Raw genomic sequence first — 21,127 nt, forward strand, 5'->3', positions numbered from 1 at the left:
TATCATTTTCTCTTTTTACCCGCGAAAGTACATAAAAGTTTACCAAAAAACTCTTGCGGAAAATTTTGTGGTATGAATATTTTTGCATCCTTATAATACTAGCGTTCTTGATTTTCCTCTCCGGGCTCCTCGCCTCGGCGATACGCATCGCCGACCAATGGGAACGGGCCGTGGTGTTACGCATGGGAAAATATAAGGGGAAAAGGTCCCGGTCCATTCATGATCATCCCCTTGGCAGATGCCATGAGCAAGGAGGAACAACTTGTACCACAAGCATATACTTTGCCAACATTTTTTATCGCTTTGGCACAGCCGTGCCACGCTGATGGTACAGCTGTGCCACGGTAATGGCAAGGTCGTGCCACCTAGATGGCACAGCATTGCCATTACCGTGGCAAACACAGGGCAAATACGCCCTAGAGCAAGCGGCGATTAGTCAAACATTTGACTAATTCGAGGAAAACCACTACCTTTGCGTCCAGCAAGGTAAAAAATTATAGTATGGTAGAAGGTAGAGAATTCCGGGAACTTATGCTACAAGTTGTCCGCACCCGTATGGCGTTTCGTCGGTCTATGCAACGAACGCTGAAAAAGAACAACGCCGGTATAACATTCGAGATGCTTCAAATCTTAAGCAGCTTATGGCACGAACAAGGCATTACGCAACAGGCCTTGGCAGAGAGAACGGCCAAGGATAAGGCTTGCCTGACAAACCTAATGAATAATCTAGAGAGAAAAGGCTATGTTCACCGGAAAGAAGATCCCGAGGACCGGAGGAATAAACTGGTCTTCCTGACCCCGGAAGGAGAAAAGCTCAAAAAACAAATTCGCCCGATCCTCGATCAGGTTTACGTACAAGCGGAACATTCTATCGGAATAGAAAACGTAGAAACCATGTTATCCGAACTAAAAGCCGTGTATAATGTTCTTGAGAATATATAAGAAACATGCGTTGAGCCTGTTTTGCACGGCGGTCGCTACGTTTCCGGCAATCTCCCAGACTGATTCGCTTTTCTTGACCGTCGACCAACTCTTTGAGAGAGGCGTTCGGCACAATTTGCGGATACAAGCGGATGTCTTGAAAGAGTCCGCGGCACAAGAAAGATCACATACGGCACGTTCCGCACGATTGCCAGACCTGCAAATCGGCCTGAGAGGTGGTTATGTAGGGCAACCTGTCCTTTTCGAGCAGGGATTGTCTCACCCGACACGTCCGGAAACGCCCGACTGGTCACAGAACTATGCCATCGACCTTACCCAGCCTTTATATCAAGGCGGTAAGATACGGTATTCTATCCGGAAAGCGGATTTGGAAAGAGAAATCGCCTCTTTACAAACGCTAACAGACCAAGGAGAGATCAAGCTCGGCCTGCTCAACCAATACATCAGCCTTTTCAGCTTGTTTAAGCAACGTGAGGTATTATCCCGTAACATCGAGGAATCGGAACGGCGTTTGCAAGATATCCGTCGCATGAAAAAAGAGGGGTTGATAACCAACAACGACGTATTGAGGAGCGAGATGCAATTAACCAACGATCGCCTATCCCTGCAAGAGACCGAGAACAGCCTTATACTGGTATCGCAGCAATTGGATATATTGATCGGTCTCGATGAGAATCTGCTGTTGAAACCGGATACCACATTGCTGGATCAAATCGTATCCCTAGAGACTTATGAGGATTATGTGGCCCAAGCTTACGCCAATGACCCGGCAATACGCCTACTCCGCAAACAAACAGAGTTAGCCCGGAACGATATACGCCTGGCCAAATCCTCCTCACTACCCAGCCTGTCTCTATACGCGTCGAACACATTGGCGCGCCCCGTCTCCCGGACACTGGCAGATATGTACAATAACAACTGGAATATAGGGCTGTCGCTCTCCTACCCTTTATCTTCTTTATATAAAAACAACCATAAGATAAAGGAAAGCAAGTGGATGGTCTCATTACATAAAAACGAGGAGGAACAGAAAAAGCAGAAAATCCGTATGGAGGTACGTACCGCGTTTTTACGTCATAAGGAGGCTTTGCAAGAAGTGGAAGCCTTGAAACTGTCTGTGCGGCAAGCTCAAGAGAACTACAGGATCATGCAAAACAGATACCTGAACCAATTGGCGATCTTAACCGATTTACTCGACGCGAACACGGTTCTCCTCGACGCGGAGCTACAGCTCACGAATGCGCGTAGCCACGTGATTTACACTTACTACCAACTCCAGAAGGCTTGCGGCCGTCTTTAGAAAGAAACAAACGACTATGGCAAACGAATTGAAAGAGAAACATCAGAAACTAAAAAAGGTAAGGACACAGAACATTCTATTGAACTTGATATGTATCCTTTTAGCGGGGTCCGGTATTTGGTGGACAGCCAATTATTTCTGGCGCTACATCAATTATGAGGTGACGAACGATGCCTTTGTAGACCAATATATCGCCCCGTTGAATATACGTGCCTCCGGCTATATAAAGGAGGTACGCTTCAAGGAACACCAATACGTTCACCAAGGAGATACGCTTCTCATACTGGATGACCGAGAGTACCGTATCAAAGTAAAAGAGGCCGAGGCCGCGCTGATCGATGCCCGAGGATCACAAGAGGTGCTCCGCTCCGGCATCGAGACTTCCCATACGAACATCGCCGTACAGGATGCCAATATAGCCGAGGCCAAAGCGAGACTCTGGCAACTGGAACAGGATTACCACCGGTTCGAGCGTCTGCTAAAGGAAGAATCCGTACCCGAGCAACAATACGAGCAATCCAAAGCCGCTTTCGAGGCGGCGCAAGCCCGATACCAGGCGTTGGTGGAGCAAAAGAAGGCCGCTTTCTCCCAATTCACCGAAACCAGCAAGAAAACGACGGGAGCCGCGGCAGCGATCTTACGAAAAGAAGCGGATCTGGATCTAGCGATGTTAAACCTTTCCTATACGGTCATTACCGCCCCTTACGACGGTCATGTGGGCAGACGGACTTTGGAACCCGGACAATATGTACAAGCCGGGCAAACCATCTCTTATCTTGTACGGGACAAAGACAAATGGATCACGGCCAATTACAAGGAAACCCAGATCGCCCATATCTATATCGGGCAAAAAGTACGTATCAAGGTAGATGCCTTACCGGGAAAAATATTTAATGGGGAAGTGACCGCCATCTCCGACGCTACAGGCTCTAAATACTCATTAGTCCCGACAGACAATTCCGCAGGCAACTTCGTCAAGGTACAACAGCGTATCCCGGTCCGGATCGACTTGGAAAATCTATCGCCGGAAGATACGCGATGTTTAAGGGCTGGTATGATGGTTGAAACAGAAGCCCTACGCAAATGATCACGATGAAAGAGCTTGGGGTACCTATCCGTCAATGGGTACCAGATTGGTTAGGGTTAATTTGCATCTTCATCGTCATCCTTCCGGTCACGATGTTGAACGGCTCGTATACCGGCAGCATGCTGGAGGTATCGAGCACGCTCGGCACGAACACGGAGGATATAACCATGGGGTATTACGCGGCGGCGGCAGGAATGGCGGTATCTTACCCGATTATCCCGAAAATACTAGAAGCCTTCTCGATAAAATTCCTATTGTCGGCAGATTTAGTCGCCCAGTTCTTCTTAAGCTGGATCTGCGCCCGCTCCCAGAACGCCGACATATTGATCGTCTGTAGTTTCGCGATCGGTTTCCTGAAAGGTTTCCTCATGCTTTGGTTTATCCGGTACGCGCAAAAGATATTCAGTCCGCGAAACATACGTAGCCAGTTCTACTCCTACTTTTATCCTTTAGTCTTCGGAGGAGGACAAGCGTCTATGCTAGTTACCGCCCAGCTAGCCTATCATTACGACTGGAAATATATGTATTATTTCATGATGCTGATGATCTTATTAGCCCTATTGATGGTGATCATCTGTTTCCGTCATAACCGGCCCATCAAGTCCATCCCCTTGGCGGATTTGCATATCCGGGAAATGTTCATCATATCCATAGGGTTGTTGATGCTCATGTATGTCATCAACTACGGGAAGGTGCTCGACTGGATGGCATCTCCCAAGATTTGCCTTTACATTATGACCGCCCCCATATTGATCGCTTTATTCATCTGGTATCAATACCATTCGGAGCGTCCGTACGTGAATCTGGCTCCATTGTTCCAGCCGAAAGCCATCATCGGCTATTTCTACATGATGCTCGTCATGTTTTTCAGTACCTCCACGACCTTGTTGACCAGTTACCTGACCAATATCCTAAAAGTAGACAGCACCCACACTTATTCCCTCTATATCTATTTGCTTCCGGGATATGTGCTAGGCGCGTTCATATGTTTTTGGTGGTTCCGGTGGCAGCGGTGGCGGTTTCGTTTCCTGATAGCCGGAGGAATGAGTTGCTTTGTCATTTTCTTCGGGAGCCTTTATTTCGGGATCTCGCCAGACAGCAGATACGAGATGCTCTACTTCCCCATATTCCTCAGAGGACTGGGTATGATGGTCCTAATCATAGCTTTCGCCTTATTTGCCGTCGAAGACCTGAATCCCAAATATTTATTGTCAAATGCGTTTTTTCTCATTATATTCCGCTCGGTATTGTCTCCTATCATGGCAACCTCATTTTACAGTAATATATTATATCGCTTAGAGCAAAAATACATGTATTCCTTGTCGGAGACCATCACGCTAGCCGATCCGTTGGCAGCCTCCCGTTATAACCAGTCGCTTGGCAGCGCCTTGGCCCAAGGGCATCCCTACGACGAGGCCGTCCGGATGGCTACCAATACGCTTTATGGTACGTTGCAGCAACAAAGCCTATTATTGGCGTTAAAAGAGATACTGGGCTATTTATTGGTCATCTCGTTATTCATAGCGATCGTGTCCCGTTTCATACCGTTCCATAAAACGATCCGCGTCACATTCGCCAAAACGGGAGATGATATGGTTTGATCGAATCGCTCTTCCGGCTGCAAATCTATCAGCCGGAATCTGCCTTTTTGTCATTTATAGTTTACCAAGGATATTTTGGCATCCGTTTTGTATAGGAATTGGCGGATCTTGAGAATGATCAAGGTACGAATACGCATAAAATAACATAATAAGATATCTAGACTATGAGCAGTAAACAAGGTAACATCGGAGTAACTTCGGAAAACATCTTTCCGATTATCAAGAAGTTCTTATACAGTGATCACGAAATCTTCCTTCGTGAACTTGTTTCTAATGCGGTAGACGCTACCCAGAAATTAAAAACGCTTTCTTCCGTAGGCGAGTTTAAAGGTGAGCTAGGCGATTTGACCGTACAGGTTAAGTTCGACGATAAAACGATCACGATCTCAGACCGGGGTATCGGTATGACCGCCGAGGAGATCGATAAGTACATCAACCAGATCGCTTTCTCCGGAGCGGAGGAATTCGTCGAGAAATACAAGAACGACGCCGCTTCTATCATCGGCCACTTCGGTCTTGGTTTCTACTCCTCTTTCATGGTATCCAAGAAAGTGGAGATCGTGACGAGATCGTACAAGGAAGGCGCTGTCCCTATGAAATGGAGCTGCGACGGTACGCCGGAATATACCTTGGAGGAAACGACCAAAGAGGATCGCGGTACCGATATCATCCTGTATATCGACGATGAGAATAAAGATTTCTTGAACAAGGACAAGATCAATGGCTTATTGACAAAATACTGCCGGTTCCTGCCGGTCCCTATCGCGTTCGGCAAGAAGCAAGAATGGAAGGATGGCAAATACGTGGATACGGACGAAGACAACGTAATCAATGACACCAAACCGGCATGGGTCCGCAAACCGGCCGACATGACCGACGAGGATTACAAGAAATTCTACCGCGACTTATATCCTATGACGGACGAGCCTCTGTTCTGGATCCACCTGAACGTAGACTATCCGTTCAACCTGACCGGTATCTTATACTTCCCCCGCATCAAGAGCAATATAGACTTGCATCGTAACAAGATCCAGTTATATTGCAACCAAGTATTCGTCACGGATTCCGTAGAGGGTATCGTACCCGAGTTCCTGACATTATTGCATGGTGTATTGGATTCGCCGGATATCCCGCTGAACGTATCCCGCTCTTACCTGCAAAGCGACCAGAACGTGAAGAAGATCTCCAATCATATCACGAAGAAGGTGGCAGACCGCCTGGAAGAGATCTTCAAGAACGACCGCCCGCAGTTTGAGGAGAAATGGGATAGCTTGAAGCTGTTCATCCAGTACGGTATGTTGACCGACGAGAAGTTCTACGACCGTGCGGCCAAGTTTGCCTTATTCAAGGACGTGGAAGGTAAGTACTTCACTTTCGAGGAATACAAGAACCTGATCAAGGATAACCAAACAGACAAAGAGGGTAGCTTAATCTATCTGTATACGACAAATAAAGACGAGCAATACAGCTATATCCAAGCCGCCAAGGATAAAGGCTACAGTGTCTTGGAGATGGACGGGCAATTAGACGTACACTCGATCGGCCAGTTGGAGCAGAAATTCGAGAAGAGCCGTTTCGTGCGTGTGGATAGCGACACGATCGACAACCTGATCCGCAAGGAAGACGCTAATAAGGTGACCTTGAGCGAGGAACAAAAAACCGCTATGCAGGAAGTATTCAAGAGCCAGATGCCGAAACTGGACAAGACCGAGTTCTACGTAACATTCGAGGCCTTGGGCGAGAAAGCGAACCCTGTCATGCTGACACAAAGCGAGTATATGCGAAGAATGCGCGAGATGTCTGCCATGCAACCGGGCATGTCTTTCTATGGCGAGATGCCGGACAGCTTCAACTTCGTATTGAATACGGATCATCCGTTGATCAAGAAGGTATTGACCGAGGAAGAGCAGGCTTGCGACGAGAAACTAAAGCCGATCCTTGGCGATATCAAAGGATGGGAAGCCCGTCAAGCCGACTTGCGCGAGGCCCAAAGCAAGAAGAAAGAAGACGAGATCACGGCGCAAGAGAAAGAGGATATGACCAACACCAACCACAAATTGGACGAGCTTCGTGAGCAACGCAACCAAATCCTGGCCGAGTACGCTGGCACGAACAAGACGGTCAGCCAGTTGATCGACCTCGCCTTGCTGGGAAACGGCATGTTGAAGGGAGAGGCCTTGAGCCGATTCATCAAACGTAGCGTGGAACTGATTGGATAAACGAATCCTTATATATATAAAAACCGTTCCCTCCCCTTGGAAGGAACGGTTTTTTAGTCTCAGCCCACGACATCCTCCACCACTTTCCGCAACCGGTCCAAGCTCATTTCGCCCGATTGCCTCCACAGGGCTTCTCCTTTCCGCAACAGGATAAAAGTCGGGACCGACTCCACCGTATATAAATCGGCAAGGGCGCTTTCCTCCTCGATATTGATCCGCACCACCTCCAATTTACTTTTCTCCAGCTCCTTGAACTCCTCCACAACTGGCATCATTTTCCGGCAGTGAGGACACCAATCCGCATAAAACTCAGCCATGACCAAAGCGCCGGTCTCCATAACGGCTTTATTCCGTTCTTCCCTATTCAACTCTTTTTCTTTCATAACATCATATGTTTTAATCGTATTGGTAACTCAACAATATGAAAAAACAAAATGTTTATGTTTCTAAAGAAATACTTCTTACATTTGGAGAAGAAAAACAGATTGGGTTCATATGAGAAAAATAACCGTTATCATAGCCTTGCTCCTTGTCATCACCCAGATTACCTCCGCTCAGAAAGTGGGGTTGGTACTAAGTGGTGGAGGAGCCAAAGGAGCGGCACACATCGGAGTGATCAAGGCGCTGGAAGAAAACGATATACCGATCGACTACATCACCGGCACCTCCATCGGGGCGATTATCGGTAGCTTATACGCCATGGGATACTCACCCGATGAGATGCTAGAGCTGATACTTTCCAAAGAGTTCTCCTATTGGCAAACAGGGACGGTCGAAGAGCAATACGCCTATTATTTCAAGGAGCCTTACCCTACCCCGGAATTCGCCCATTTCTCCATCGACATGTCCGATTCCCTACAGATCAAGGCTAGTTTCCTGCCGCAAAGCCTGATCAATCCCATACAGATGAATCAGGCGTTCATGGCTTTGTTCTCACAAGCCACGGCAAAGGCGGGATGGAATTTCGACAACCTTTTTGTACCTTTCCGCTGCGTAGCCTCGGATATATACACCAAAAAGCCGATCGTCTTCAAGAACGGAGATCTGGGAGACGCCGTGCGTGCCTCCATGACTTTCCCGTTCTTCTTCCAGCCGATATGGAAAGACAGCATTCCTTTATTCGACGGAGGTATCTACGACAATTTCCCGGTAGGTCCGATGAAAGACGCGTTCCATCCGGATTTCATTTTCGGATCGACGGTATCGGGAGGAAACAAAAAGCCCTCGGAGAATCCCTACAACCAGATCGAGACCATGATCATGCAAAAGACCGACTATGAGGTACCAGAGGAAGACGGCATGATGATCAAGTTCAGTTTCCCTACCGTCTCCTTGCTGGATTTCCAGAAAGGCAAGGAACTTATGGATATCGGCTATAGACGTACCCTCTCGATGATCGATTCCATCAAGCAACGGGTTCCCCGGGAAGTCCCTTTAGAAGAGGTTACCCAAAGAAGGAAAGCTTATAAGGAGAACCTTCCCCCGCTGATCTTCCGCAATATTTACGTGACAGGCGTATCCGAGGCACAACGCAAATATATAGAGGCCCAACTGCATCGGGATATCAACAACGAGTTCTCCATGGAAGAGTTCAAGCGCGCTTACTTCAAGATGCTGACCTATTCCAAGATCAAGGAGATCTTGCCTCACGCCGTTTATAACCGGAAAGAGAAGAAGTTCGATCTTTACCTCGACGTGAAGATGAAAGAAGAGATCACGGTTGGCTTCGGTGGAAACGTGTCGTCTCATCAAGCGAATCAACTATACCTAGGGTTGGGGTATCAATACCTCGGACGGTTCGCCGCCGACGTGAACTCGAACTTTCAGGTGGGCAACTCCTTTAGCGGTGTCATGTTAAGCGGGCGAATGTACTTGCAAACACAGATCCCTACTTACTTAAACTGGCAAGGAGTCTTCTCGGACAAGAGATACTCGGAAAGCCAATCCCTCTTTTATGAAGACGTGGTGCCTGCCATGATCAAGCAGAAAGAACTGTACATGAAACTAAAATTAGGTTTCCCCTTCCTCAATCACGCGAAAGCGGAGATCGGGTTCGCCTACGGCCGGTTGAACGATTTCTACCTGCAAAGCACCACGATACCGTTTCCGAACGCCTCCTTCGACCATAGCTGGTACGATCTGTTCAGCGGTTCGCTAAGTCTTGAGCAAAACTCACTCAACACCAAGCAATATCCGATAAGCGGAAAACAGCAATTCCTAATCGCCCAATACGTAACCGGCACGGAGAAATATACCCCATCTCCTACTTCCGCGACCACGGAAGAACCGATCGGACGCAAGGTACATAGCTGGTTGCAACTGAAAGGACGCTGGAACCAATACCAAACGCTGAGCGACCGCTTTAACCTGGGTTACCTGGCGGAAATGGTCATATCCAGCAAGAACCTGATGAATAACTATACGGCCAGTGTATTGCAAGCCCCGGCGTTTACCCCGACCCCGCACAGCGAGATCGTGTTCAACGAGGCATTCCGGGCGAACCAATATGTGGCAGTCGGGCTTTCCCCGATCTTGAAATTAAGCAAGCTCCTGCACTTCCGGCTGGATTTGTATGGTTTCGCCCCGCTCTACGAGATACAAAAGACAGTGCCGGAAAACAACCCGTATGTCGGAATCCCGCATTACGGCAAGTTCTTGCGCTCGTTTAACTACATGGGCGAAGCAGCGGTCGTATTACAATTGCCATTCTTATGTATCAGTCTGTACGCCAACGGATACAGCTATCCGAAGGAGAATTTCAATTTTGGATTGAACATTGGTTACCTGATCTTCAATCCAAAAATGTTAGATTAAATTCATAAAAAAGTAGCCGAAACGTTTGCATATTTAAAACAAAAACGTACCTTTGCACTCGCAATCACGAAATAATGGCCGCGTAGCTCAACTGAATAGAGTAGCTGACTACGGATCAGCCGGTTACAGGTTTGAATCCTGTCGCGGTCACCATTTGAAGATCGCATAGAATATATATTGGCTCCTTAGCTCAACTGAATAGAGCATCTGACTACGGATCAGAAGGTTAAAGGTTTGAATCCTTTAGGAGTCACTTAAATATTCAGAATCATTTGCAGACTGGCTCGCTAGCTCAACTGAATAGAGCATCTGACTACGGATCAGAAGGTTATAGGTTTGAATCCTATGCGAGTCACTTTAAAGATCCTTATTTCATCCGGTATCCTTGGAAACGGTGAGATAAGGATCTTTTTCATCTCTCCCACTCAACCTATAGAAAAGCCTTACACGACCTGTAGCGTGAGCTTACACTATGGGTAACGCAAGCTCACGCTACAGGTATCGACGGCCCTCGCTACAGGTCGTGTAATCGCACATGAATATAAGTTGCGTAATCCACGGTATTTTTCATTGATAATCATATATTTCTGCCGGATATGCCATTATTATTCATATATTCGCAACCAATACAAAAACTCAAGATTAAAAGGTAAACAGTTGAAAGCATCCTATAAAATCTCTATAGCCATAAGTCTAATCGTCATCATCGCGTTAGCGATCCTACGAACCACGGTTGCCGGGCAAGACAATATCAACTTCATCGACGATACCGACGATGACAAGCCGGCAGATCAACGAAACAACGCCCCTATAGGCCTCCGTTACTCCAATGAGTACCAGAGTTGGAGACAGACCTCGGACACGACTTTCCGCAGCTTATACAACGGCAACCAACAAGCCGACATCTTGGCCGAACACCCCGGAATGGTCATATTATGGGCGGGATACGCTTTCTCCAAAGATTATTTAAGCCCCAGAGGACATATGCATGCCATAGATGATCTATACAAAAGCCTACGGACCGGCGCACCCATGAGCCCGACAAGCGGTCCACAACCAGCCGCATGCTGGGCTTGCAAAAGCCCGGATATACCCCGTTTATTAACGACCACCGATGCTAATACCCTCTATAAGAAGACATGGGCAGAGCTAGGACGAGAGATCGTGAATCCTATCGGATGCGCGGACTGCCACGATCCGGAGAGCATGGGCCTGCGTGTCACCCGTTCTTTCTTAAGAAACGCATATGAACGCAAGGGGCTACGCATGGAAGACGCGACCGAGCAAGAGATGCGCTCGCTGGTATGCGCCCAGTGCCACGCCGAATATTATTTCCAGGGAGAAGACCATGTATTGACCTTGCCTTGGGAACAAGGTTATACGGTAGAAAAGATAGAAGCCTATTACGATAGCATAAACTTCACCGATTTCACCCATAAATTGAGCCGGGCACATTTGATAAAGGCGCAACATCCGGACTTCGAGTTATTCCAGGCAGGCATCCACGGACAAAGGGGTGTTTCTTGCGGAGAATGCCATATGCCCGTTATCGGGAAAAACAAGAACCGATACAGCAATCATCATGTCGAGAGCCCGTTGGCGATGATAGACCGTACTTGCCAAACCTGCCATCGGGAAAGCGAGGAGACCTTGCGCAAAGATGTGTATGAACGGCAAAACAAAGTCTACGCCATACGCATGCGTGTGGAAGAAGAATTGACAAAAGCTCATATAGAAGCCAAATTCGCCTGGGACAAAGGCGCCACGGAGTATCAAATGAAAAACGTATTGAAACTGATTCGGCAGGCACAATGGCGTTGGGACTTCGCCGTAGCCTCACATGGGGCGGCTTTCCATGCCCCTCAAGAGGTCTGCCGTATCTTGGGCAGCGGACTCGATAAGGCTACCCAAGCCCGTATCCAAATCATGAAGGTATTAACGCAACTAGGCTATACCGAAGATGTTCCGATGCCGGATATCTCCACGAAAGCGAAAGCCCAGCAATATATCGGGCTTAATATGGAGGCCGAGCGACGGGCCAAGCAAAAGTTCCTGGAAACCGTCGTTCCGCGATGGAAGGAAGAAGCGAGGACCAACAAACGTTTCATCGAAGGCAATTAAGCCCTTTCCTTAAGCTTTAATCCCGGGGTATAAGGTAACGAGACCGTAAACTTACTACCCACGCCAACCTCTGATTCCAGCGATATGTTTCCTTGAAACGCATGGACGATACTTTGGCAGATCGCCAGCCCTAAACCTGTACCTTGAGCGAATTCATCCAATTTCTGGAAACGCTCGAATACCTTTTCCTTTTTATCACTAGGAATGCCTTTCCCCGTATCTTCCACGGAAATAAGGATCGATTTACCATCCGCGCTAAGCTCGTATCCAACCTCGATATATCCCTTTGTAGTGAATTTCACCGCGTTATTAATGAAATTCGTGCAGACCTGTGTCAACCGGAAATGATCCGAACGGATGATAAGAGGCTCGTGAGGTATCTTTATCTTTAATTCCACCCCCTCCGGCATCATCAATTGATGCGTATGGAAGATGTCTCCCATCAATTTGCTCAGGTCGAGGTTCTCGTAAGAGAAAGACATGCTACCGGATTCTATACGCGATAAATCCAATATATCGTTGATCAACTTAAGCAAGAGGTCGCTGTTTTTAGTTATCAGATCTATAAATACCTCCTTTTCCCCCGGCTCCAAAGGCATATCCGAGTTGAGCAACTGGGAGAAACCCACGATCGCGTTCAGAGGCGTACGTATCTCATGACTCATATTCGCCAAGAAGACCGATTTCATACGATCGGACTCCTCCGCTTTCCGGAGCGTGGATATAAGGTTGTTTTCCGTATCTTTTATCCGCTGGATACTCAAGCATAAACCACTCACCTCAACGGAACCATCGTTGGAAACCGAATCGTCCTCGTTCTTATTCTGGGCGTAACGGAATTCCCACCATTCATATCCTTTCTTATTAAAGTCGCAACGTCGTTGGGTCACTTTCCGCGACAAAAAGCCTGTATCCAGCAGATCCCGGTACTGAAGGAAATCTCCTAGCTCTCCCGGGTGTATGGCATTCTGAAACTCCTCGATGCTCATCGGCGAACGGGAAATGCCTAAATAATGATAGAACCTATTATCGAACTCGAAAATCCCTTTGCTATACCGGAAAGCGAAAATATTACCGCTATCCAAGGCAAAAGAAAGAAACATTTTCTCCTTTTTCAATTTCTCCTGCGCATCCTTCTTATGCAAAGCCTCCTGTATATACCGCTTTCTTTGGTAACTGAAAAGCAGAAACAACAAGACTACCAGAATAAAACCGGAACACCATATATAATATCTATACCGAACGGTAAAGGGCATGTTAACGATAACAGCCCCTTCCGGCAATTTACCCTGATCGATACCCCAACGTTCCAACGCATCGTAATCAAACACATAAGCCTTGTCGCTCTCTTTGATTTGCGGGAAATCGGATGGAGACATTCCCTCTAGGATAGAGGCAACCCGATTAACGGCATCCCTTACCTCATCCTCAAATGCCGTTATATATCCCCCAACGGCACCATTTCGATTGCCGATCAACTCATTGACCACGGAAAAACACGGGAAGGCGCTAAGCTGGCCCAACGAGATCGTCATATAATCTCTCTTGGTCGCCAGATACGCCTTATTATAGTAATTCTCGCCGAATCCTTTAATCAACGCATTGGCCGATTTCGCGTTGAGCGTGCTTATATACATCGTATCCGGTTTTATCTTGGGTATGTCCGATATAGATATCCCGTTTTTACCGGATAAACGTACCCGGTCCAAGGAGAATATATTATTCACGGCACAAATATCCTTAATCTGAGCATTCATATCTGCCAGCATCATATCATCCTGAAAGCTATCGTCCGAGACTCTTATGACGATGCAATTACCTATAAGTTGCCGTATCAGTTGTATGTTCCTCCTATAATCCGGCTTATCGTAAAAGCCCGTCATGTTCGGATATTTCCGGATAACCGGGATATTGGGATAACTAACTCCCATAAACACGACCGGGACTGATCCGACGGAAGGATGCCCGCTACCGGTCAAAGCATTCAAGGCCTGATCGTCGTTGACCAGAATAATATCCGGGTTCCACGTCGATAACTCATCCAGTTTCCTGAATAATTTCTGCCGCTGTTGTTTTTCCGAATACTGCTCACAATCCAGATAAAAAGAATAGACACTTGCGTGTATCCCTTTCTTTCGCAAACCGGCCGACATGATTTCCTTCATCTTCTCATAGGCGGGAAAATGGCTCTCGTAAGACTGGATCACAAGTATACGTCTCTCCTCGGATGACTCTGTAGAGGATTTACATGATATACAGGCAACAAAGAGAAACAGGATGGATATTATTTCAAATAAGCGCTTAGTTGGCATACCGCTCCATTAAGGTGTTTTTCTATGACATTACAAAACTAGAAATTTATTTCGTACATTTGGCCTTATTTCACGAATATAATTAAAGTATTGAGTTAATGGAACATGAAATCCAACTAAACGAGCACAACAAGCAGGAATATCCCCCTATGCACACGGCGGAGCATATCTTAAACCAGACGATGGTACGGATGTTCGGATGCCCCAGGTCTAAGAATGCCCATATAGAACGTAAGAAATCCAAATGCGATTATCTATTAGCGGAAGAGCCGAGTGCGGAGGTAATGGCCGAGGTAGAGAAAAAAATAAACGAGGTAATCGACCGGCATCTGCCCGTAACCATCGAGTTTATGCCGAAAGAAAAAGCCGGCGATATCGTAGATTTAAGTAAATTGCCCGCCGATGCCAGCGATACGCTACGCATCGTACGCATAGGCGACTACGACGCTTGCGCATGCATCGGGGCGCACGTGGCGAATACATCCGAGATCGGACATTTCAAACTGTTGAATTACGACTACACCGACGGAAGATTACGGCTACGCTTCAAATTGGTGTAAAAATTAAAGCAAGCGCAAACAATCAAATAAAAATATTTTATGTAAGTTTGCAAACGATTAAAAGAACATTTTAATACAGACATTAAATACAATAGTTTATGCAAACAATTGACAATTTCAATTTTGCCGGAAAAAAGGCATTTGTAAGAGTTGACTTTAACGTTCCATTGGACGAAAACTTCAACATCACTGACGACACTCGTATGCGTGCCGCTCTTCCTACATTAAAGAAGATCTTAGCTGATGGTGGTAGCGTAATTATCGGTTCTCACCTAGGCCGTCCGAAAGGCGTTACTGATAAGTTCTCTTTGAAGCACATATTGAAGCACCTTTCTGAGTTATTGGGTGTAGATGTTCAGTTTGCAAACGACTGTATTGGCGAAGAAGCTGGCGCTAAGGCTGCCGCTTTGCAACCGGGCGAAGCTTTGTTGCTTGAGAACCTTCGTTTCTACGCCGAGGAAGAAGGCAAACCAAGAGGTTTGGCTGAAGACGCTTCCGACGAGGAGAAGAAGGCTGCCAAGAAAGCCGTTAAAGAAAGCCAGAAAGAGTTCACGAAGAGATTGGCTTCTTACGCTGACTGCTATGTAAACGACGCGTTCGGTACCGCTCACCGTGCTCACGCTTCTACGGCTTTGATCGCTGACTACTTCGATACGGACAACAAGATGTTCGGTTATTTGATGGAGAAGGAAGTTAAGGCTGTCGATAAGGTAATGAACGACATCCAACGCCCGTTCACCGCTATCATGGGTGGTTCCAAGGTTTCTTCTAAGATCGAGATCATCGAGAACCTGTTGAACAAGGTAGATAACTTGATCATCACGGGTGGTATGACTTATACTTTCACGAAAGCGCAAGGCGGTAAGATCGGTAAGTCTATCTGCGAGGATGATAAGCTGGATCTTGCTCTTGACTTGATGAAAAAAGCGAAAGAGAAAGGCGTAAACTTGGTATTGGCTGTAGACGCTAAGATCGCCGATGATTTCAGCAACGACGCTAAGACTGATTTCGCTCCGGTTAACGAGATTCCCGATAATTGGGAAGGTCTTGACATAGGCCCGAAGACAGAGGCTATCTACGCCGACGTTATCAAGAATTCAAAGACAATCCTTTGGAACGGTCCTACGGGTGTATTCGAGTTCGATAACTTCACACACGGATCTCGTACGGTTGGCGAGGCTATCGTTGAGGCTACAAAGAACGGCGCTTTCTCTTTGGTAGGTGGCGGCGACTCTGTTGCTTGCGTTAACAAATTCGGTTTGGCTAACGGTGTATCTTACGTTTCTACAGGTGGTGGCGCTCTTCTTGAGGCTATCGAAGGTAAGGTTCTTCCGGGTATCGCGGCGGTAAAAGGCGAAGCATATAAATAAAAAAAGTCGGGGCGATCGCCCCGGCTTTTTTATTAATTGAGAATTGAGAATTAAATAAGGCTATCCTTATAATTCTCAATTCTCAATTTTTTATTCTTAGGATTAAGGCAGAAGAGGCGCTCACGGTGGTTTTACCCTGTACGGAACCTTTGCCGTCCAGATAAATCCGACCGTCTTTACAAACCGGAATCCAAGTTCCTTCCGGCAGAGAAATCGTTACCGCTTTACGGTTCCCGTTAAAGATAACCATAATCTTCTTCCAGCTATCTCCGTTGGCATGTTCTCCCAAGGTATACGCTACGACACCGGGCTGGTTTGTCTCTTGGAATTGAAGGGCTTCCCTCACTCCCTCGGCCGTGGCGATACGGAAAGCGGGGTGTGACTTACGAAGGGCGATCAGATCCTTGTAATAGTTGAAAACATCCTTGTTCCTTACCTTTAATGACCAGTCGATTTCATTGATCGAATCGGGCGATTGATAGCTGTTATGTACGCCCTTCTTATCGTGTAGCAACTCTTCACCTGCCCGCATGAAAGGCACTCCTTGCGAGGTGAAGATGATGGTCTGGGCCAGTTTGTTGAACCGTACCAACTCATCCGGGGTAGCGTCTTTGGGAGCAGAAAGTCTCAGTTTATCCATCAAGCAAAGATCATCGTGGCAAGAGACATAGTTGATCACTTGCGTAGGCTTTTTCGCATAAGGAGCTTTGCAATATAGTATCTGGTCATAATTGATTTGCGGATGCCGGATAGCGCCTACGATACCGAATTTAACAGACTCCTCATTGCCTTCCGGCTTTCCGGAGGCAAAACCGGCCTGCGTGGTCTCGAACACGCTTCCTTTTAAAGCGTCTCGCAGGTCATCGCTAAACACGGCCACGTCATTCAGCTTCGGGGCGTTTACCTTGACTGCCCTCTGATCCTCCGGTAACGGGGAATCGCTGGCGGTCCAACCCTCACCGTATACGAAGATGGAAGGGTCTAGTTTGGCTAACTCGGCTTTTACCTCGTTCATGGTCTCTACGTCATGGATCCCCATCAAGTCGAAACGGAAACCGTCCACATGATATTCCTCGGCCCAATATTTCACGGACTCCACGATATAACGGCGAACCATCGCCCGCTCGGAAGCGGTCTCATTCCCGCAACCGGAGGCGTTCGAATACGTCCCGTCCGGGTTATGGCGGTAAAAATAACCGGGAACGGTCAAGCTAAAATTCGATCCATCGCCCACGAACGTATGATTGTAAACCACGTCCATGATCACACGGATTCCATTCCGGTGCAAGGTCCGTACCATTTCCTTGAACTCGCGGATACGGGCCTCGGGATTATATGGATCGGTAGAGTAACTACCTTCCGGTACATTATAATTCTTGGGATCATATCCCCAATTATACACATTATCTTGCAGGCGGGTCTCATCCACCGAGCCATAATCATAAGAAGGGAGGATATGAACGTGGGTAACGCCCAACTCCTTGAGATGATCCAGACCGGTAGCCACACCGCCCGGGCCTTTCGTGCCATTCTCCGCCAAGGCGAGGAACTTACCTTTATGCGTCACACCGGAATTAGCGGCGATCGAGAAATCCCGGTGATGCATCTCATAGATAATTATATCGGAGAAGCTTTTCAGCTCGGGAGATTTATCCTCTTCCCAACCTTCCGGATCGGTAGCCGCCCAATCGATCACGGCCGCACGGTTCCCATTCACTCCCACGGCTTTCGCCCAGATACCGGGAGTCTCGTCCAGCCATTTATCGCCGATACGTATCTGGAAGGTATAGAAAGAGCCTTTCAAATCCTCACCGACGGAGATACGCCACGTGCCGTTATCCGAAGGTCTCATCGGCAACTGACGGATAGGCGAACCTCCCTCACCGGAGGCATAAAGATTCAGGCGAACCTCTTCCGCCGTTGGCGCCCAAAGGGTGAACACGGATTTCGCGGAGGAATAGAGCAACTCCAGATCGTCTCCCTCATAAGAAGGATACTCATCAAAGGACTTGTATTCTTTCGGCGAGTTGCAACTGAGCAACAACGACAGGTATATAGATACCGGAACTAAGTGTTTTGTCATGGCTGATTATATTTTATTAAAACGGAACCTCGTTACTGCTTCCCTGGCTCAAGAAATCCACTCCAGCCGAAGGGATCGGGGGCACCGGGCCTCCCGCGTTCATGGTAGAGGAGAATTCCTTCACCGCTATATCTTCCTCTATGTTCATGAACTTGGCAAACTCACTCTTGAAACGAAGCCGGACATCTCCCACGGCACCGTTACGATGTTTGGCGATGATGATCTCGGCCAAGCCGATCAGGGAATTACCCCGCTCGTCTTCCGTAATCTTATAATACTCGGGGCGATGGATGAAACATACCATATCAGCGTCCTGCTCGATAGCACCGGACTCACGCAAGTCGGCCAACTGAGGGCGCTTGCCTTCTACGCCTTGACGGGCCTCCACTCCACGATTCAACTGCGACAAGGCGATAATCGGGATGTTCAACTCCTTCGCCAATCCCTTCAACGAGCGGGAGATCGTACTCACCTCCTGCTCGCGGCTACCAAAGTTCATCCCGCTGGCGTTCATCAACTGAAGGTAGTCGATAATGATACACTTAATGCCATGCTCGCGCACCAAACGGCGGGCTTTCGTTCGCAGCTCAAAGACGGACAAGCTCGGGGTATCGTCCACGAAGATCGGCGCATCGTAAAGCTCCTTAATCTTAAAATCCAGTTGCTCCCACTCGTAACTCTCCAAGCGTCCGCTCTTGATCTTCTCGCCCGGTATCTCGCAGACATTCACGATCAAACGGTTTACCAACTGAACATTGCTCATCTCAAGCGAGAACAAGGCGACAGGCGTATTGAAATTTACCGCCATATTCTTCGCCATGGAAAGGACGAAAGCCGTCTTACCCATGGCCGGACGAGCCGCTATAATGATAAGGTCGGAATTTTGCCAACCGGAAGTCATCTTATCCAATCCGTTGAACCCCGTACGCAAGCCGCTCAAGCCTTCCTTCTGGAGAGCCGCCTTTTGCAACATCTCCATGGCATCCTTGATGACCGGGTTGATCTGGGTGACATCTTTCTTCACGTTACGTTGCGAGATCTCGAACAACTTACCTTCCGCTTCCTGCATCAGATCCTCCACATCGAGCGTCTCGTCAAAAGCTTTTCCCTGGATCATCGCCGTGAAAGAGATCAGCTCTCTCGCCAGATATTTCTGGGCGATGATACGGGCGTGATACTCGATATGGGCGCTACTGGCCACCTTGCTGGTAAGTTGCGAGATATAGAACGGGCCGCCTACCTCCTCCAGCTCTCCCCGTTTCTTCAACTGCTCCGTTACGGTAAGCATATCCACGGGACGCTGGCTAAGCGCCAAGTCTACGATAGCGGCATAAATCTTCTCATGCGCCTTCTCATAGAAACACTCCGGCTTCAAGATCTCGCTGACGATCGAGTACGCATCTTTCTCCAGCATCAACGCACCCAAAACAGCCTCCTCCAGCTCACGTGCCTGCGGCTGAAGACGCCCCATATCCGGTACCATCTCCACAGGCTTCTTCCTACCTCTTCCTGTATTTCTTGTTCCTTCTGCCATCATTCTTTCTATTTGGGGAGTCAAAGGTAATACCTTTTACCCATTTCTGAAAAAGATTCTTTATATTTAGGAACTAAAAACCGTTGAATCATGAAAGTGTATTTTATCGGATCAGCGATCATGGCGGGCTGTTTATTATACGGCTGCCAGAGTAATAAAGAGAGAAGGGGTGACAGCAGCGGCTACTCAGCCGATTCCCTGCCCATAACACGGCAGGATACCCTACCGCTGCCGGCCGATACCCATGCCACCCCTTCTGTTTCCACGGAAGGATGGACCGTCAAGCAGATACGAGACAGTATCGAATCGTTCTTCCATCAAGACCGCGACAGCCTTCCCCCGCACCTAAGGAAGATACGCATGAATATGACTTCCCTCTGGAACACGGAGGACTCCGTATTTCTAGAGCTTATCATAGCGGAAGCCCCGTACGTAAATGCGTTCAAGACCTATGTATTCGACTCACCCCTCATCCAGATCAGTGGAGGCCCTTACGACCGCTCACCCGAGGAAGCTATCAGCATGGACACCACCCGCTTCACCATGCGAGTAAGCCCGAATGTCTACCCGACCAGCATCGAGCGGATCGAGATCGCCATCACCAATCATTCCGACCAAGAAGGGATGGGAGGTGAATCGTATTTCATCGAGCATTTCGATGGTAAAGCATGGAAAGGGGTCCCGCAACCCTACACCTTCGTCGATCTTGGCTATCTGATCTCTCCCAACCAGACAAGAGACGATTTCTCGGCCACCTTGATGCCTGAGCTCAAGGAAAACCCTCCGGGATTGTATCGGGTACGCAAGACCGTCATCACCGGACAGGGCGCCGGCATCGTCCATTATCCTTTAGCTGCCACTTTCTACCTCTCCGATAACCCGGAGGATTATGAGGAATACACACGTTTCGCCAGCCAGCTCCACGAGCCTCGCCCCATGGCCGAATTCAAAGGAGTATCCTCGCGATACGGGGAAAACCTATGATGAGTTCCGTGAGGAAGCCTTACGGGTACTCCGGCTGATGCCCGCATGGGAACCCGCCGTAAACCGTATCCATGGCCCGGTCAGCATAAATACCGGACTCTTCTTCTACTTCAACGAAGAGGGGAAATGCGGGATTGAATAGACAGCCAGTACCACCTAGGCAGTACTGGAGTACTTCTTAAGCAGTACTCGGGTACTTC

At 48.0% G+C, this 21,127-nt stretch carries 14 protein-coding genes and 3 tRNA genes; 13 read left to right on the top strand and 4 right to left on the bottom strand.

The window, feature by feature from the left end; translation table 11 throughout:
- Positions 1 to 501 precede the first annotated feature (501 nt).
- From Q0110_RS10765 to htpG, 5 genes are all read left to right on the top strand, one after another.
- A complete protein-coding gene (locus tag Q0110_RS10765) occupies positions 502 to 942 on the top strand; it encodes a MarR family transcriptional regulator (protein ID WP_297906153.1) in 441 nt (146 codons plus the stop codon).
- Entirely contained in the window at positions 923 to 2,242 is a 1,320-nt protein-coding gene (locus Q0110_RS10770) for a TolC family protein (protein ID WP_297906154.1), read from the top strand. The genes Q0110_RS10765 and Q0110_RS10770 overlap by 20 nt, the downstream gene beginning before the upstream one ends.
- A gap of 16 nt (positions 2,243 to 2,258) precedes the next feature.
- Positions 2,259 to 3,329 (top strand): HlyD family secretion protein, encoded by a 1,071-nt coding sequence (locus Q0110_RS10775; protein ID WP_297906155.1) that lies wholly within the window; start codon positions 2,259 to 2,261, stop codon positions 3,327 to 3,329.
- Positions 3,326 to 4,930, top strand: a complete 1,605-nt coding sequence (locus Q0110_RS10780; protein WP_297906156.1) for an MFS transporter — start codon at positions 3,326 to 3,328, stop codon at positions 4,928 to 4,930. Before Q0110_RS10775 ends, Q0110_RS10780 begins: the two co-directional genes overlap by 4 nt.
- A gap of 164 nt (positions 4,931 to 5,094) precedes the next feature.
- Positions 5,095 to 7,149, top strand: coding sequence for a molecular chaperone HtpG (gene htpG, locus Q0110_RS10785; protein ID WP_297906157.1), 2,055 nt, complete (start codon positions 5,095 to 5,097; stop codon positions 7,147 to 7,149).
- A gap of 59 nt (positions 7,150 to 7,208) precedes the next feature.
- Here the strand turns inward: htpG and Q0110_RS10790 are convergent, their stop codons facing one another.
- On the bottom strand, positions 7,209 to 7,532 hold the full coding sequence (locus Q0110_RS10790; RefSeq protein ID WP_297906158.1) for a thioredoxin family protein: 324 nt from the start codon (positions 7,530 to 7,532) through the stop codon (positions 7,209 to 7,211).
- 112 nt (positions 7,533 to 7,644) lie between these two features.
- Between Q0110_RS10790 and Q0110_RS10795 the strand changes: the two genes are divergently transcribed.
- The 5 genes from Q0110_RS10795 to nrfA all read left to right on the top strand — a co-directional run bounded on the left by Q0110_RS10795 (position 7,645) and on the right by nrfA (position 12,084).
- On the top strand, positions 7,645 to 9,963 hold the full coding sequence (locus Q0110_RS10795) for a patatin-like phospholipase family protein (protein ID WP_297906159.1): 2,319 nt from the start codon (positions 7,645 to 7,647) through the stop codon (positions 9,961 to 9,963).
- A gap of 76 nt (positions 9,964 to 10,039) precedes the next feature.
- Positions 10,040 to 10,116, top strand: a tRNA-Arg gene (locus Q0110_RS10800).
- Between the two features lie 26 nt (positions 10,117 to 10,142).
- Positions 10,143 to 10,216, top strand: a tRNA-Arg gene (locus tag Q0110_RS10805).
- 28 nt (positions 10,217 to 10,244) lie between these two features.
- Positions 10,245 to 10,318, top strand: a tRNA-Arg gene (locus Q0110_RS10810).
- 302 nt (positions 10,319 to 10,620) lie between these two features.
- A complete protein-coding gene (nrfA, locus tag Q0110_RS10815; protein WP_297906160.1) occupies positions 10,621 to 12,084 on the top strand; it encodes an ammonia-forming cytochrome c nitrite reductase in 1,464 nt (487 codons plus the stop codon).
- Here the strand turns inward: nrfA and Q0110_RS10820 are convergent.
- Positions 12,081 to 14,396, bottom strand: a complete 2,316-nt coding sequence (locus Q0110_RS10820; protein WP_297906161.1) for a sensor histidine kinase — start codon at positions 14,394 to 14,396, stop codon at positions 12,081 to 12,083. The two genes, nrfA and Q0110_RS10820, sit on opposite strands and share 4 nt — an antisense overlap.
- Before the next feature lie 98 nt (positions 14,397 to 14,494).
- Here Q0110_RS10820 and Q0110_RS10825 point away from each other — a divergent pair, with 98 nt between their 5' ends.
- Together Q0110_RS10825 and Q0110_RS10830 are read left to right on the top strand one after the other, a co-directional pair.
- Positions 14,495 to 14,956: a hypothetical protein gene (locus Q0110_RS10825; protein WP_297906162.1), complete on the top strand. Its 462-nt coding sequence runs from the start codon at positions 14,495 to 14,497 to the stop codon at positions 14,954 to 14,956.
- Positions 14,957 to 15,054: 98 nt separating this feature from the next.
- On the top strand, positions 15,055 to 16,326 hold the full coding sequence (locus Q0110_RS10830; protein WP_297906163.1) for a phosphoglycerate kinase: 1,272 nt from the start codon (positions 15,055 to 15,057) through the stop codon (positions 16,324 to 16,326).
- A gap of 82 nt (positions 16,327 to 16,408) precedes the next feature.
- Here Q0110_RS10830 and pulA read toward each other — a convergent pair whose 3' ends face one another.
- On the bottom strand, positions 16,409 to 18,409 hold the full coding sequence (pulA, locus tag Q0110_RS10835) for a type I pullulanase (protein WP_297906164.1): 2,001 nt from the start codon (positions 18,407 to 18,409) through the stop codon (positions 16,409 to 16,411).
- Positions 18,410 to 18,425: 16 nt separating this feature from the next.
- A complete protein-coding gene (dnaB, locus tag Q0110_RS10840; protein WP_297906165.1) occupies positions 18,426 to 19,943 on the bottom strand; it encodes a replicative DNA helicase in 1,518 nt (505 codons plus the stop codon).
- A gap of 90 nt (positions 19,944 to 20,033) precedes the next feature.
- Between dnaB and Q0110_RS10845 the strand changes: the two genes are divergently transcribed.
- A complete protein-coding gene (locus Q0110_RS10845) occupies positions 20,034 to 20,927 on the top strand; it encodes an immunoglobulin-like domain-containing protein (protein ID WP_297906166.1) in 894 nt (297 codons plus the stop codon).
- Positions 20,928 to 21,127: the final 200 nt, after the last annotated feature.

Origin of the sequence: uncultured Parabacteroides sp., from assembly GCF_947855115.1 — a bacterium.
Taxonomy (GTDB): domain Bacteria; phylum Bacteroidota; class Bacteroidia; order Bacteroidales; family Tannerellaceae; genus Parabacteroides.

What these genes read in the sequence shown, in the direction of transcription:
- Q0110_RS10765 (WP_297906153.1), top strand. Translation starts at nt 502, where the DNA reads ATGGTAGAAGGTAGAGAATTCCGGGAACTTATGCTACAAGTTGTCCGC.
- Q0110_RS10820 (WP_297906161.1), bottom strand. Translation starts at nt 14,396, where the DNA reads ATGCCAACTAAGCGCTTATTTGAAATAATATCCATCCTGTTTCTCTTT.
- Q0110_RS10790 (WP_297906158.1), bottom strand. Translation starts at nt 7,532, where the DNA reads ATGAAAGAAAAAGAGTTGAATAGGGAAGAACGGAATAAAGCCGTTATG.
- pulA (WP_297906164.1), bottom strand. Translation starts at nt 18,409, where the DNA reads ATGACAAAACACTTAGTTCCGGTATCTATATACCTGTCGTTGTTGCTC.
- Q0110_RS10775 (WP_297906155.1), top strand. Translation starts at nt 2,259, where the DNA reads ATGGCAAACGAATTGAAAGAGAAACATCAGAAACTAAAAAAGGTAAGG.
- Q0110_RS10845 (WP_297906166.1), top strand. Translation starts at nt 20,034, where the DNA reads ATGAAAGTGTATTTTATCGGATCAGCGATCATGGCGGGCTGTTTATTA.
- htpG (WP_297906157.1), top strand. Translation starts at nt 5,095, where the DNA reads ATGAGCAGTAAACAAGGTAACATCGGAGTAACTTCGGAAAACATCTTT.
- Q0110_RS10830 (WP_297906163.1), top strand. Translation starts at nt 15,055, where the DNA reads ATGCAAACAATTGACAATTTCAATTTTGCCGGAAAAAAGGCATTTGTA.
- Q0110_RS10780 (WP_297906156.1), top strand. Translation starts at nt 3,326, where the DNA reads ATGATCACGATGAAAGAGCTTGGGGTACCTATCCGTCAATGGGTACCA.
- Q0110_RS10770 (WP_297906154.1), top strand. Translation starts at nt 923, where the DNA reads ATGTTCTTGAGAATATATAAGAAACATGCGTTGAGCCTGTTTTGCACG.
- Q0110_RS10795 (WP_297906159.1), top strand. Translation starts at nt 7,645, where the DNA reads ATGAGAAAAATAACCGTTATCATAGCCTTGCTCCTTGTCATCACCCAG.
- dnaB (WP_297906165.1), bottom strand. Translation starts at nt 19,943, where the DNA reads ATGGCAGAAGGAACAAGAAATACAGGAAGAGGTAGGAAGAAGCCTGTG.
- Q0110_RS10825 (WP_297906162.1), top strand. Translation starts at nt 14,495, where the DNA reads ATGGAACATGAAATCCAACTAAACGAGCACAACAAGCAGGAATATCCC.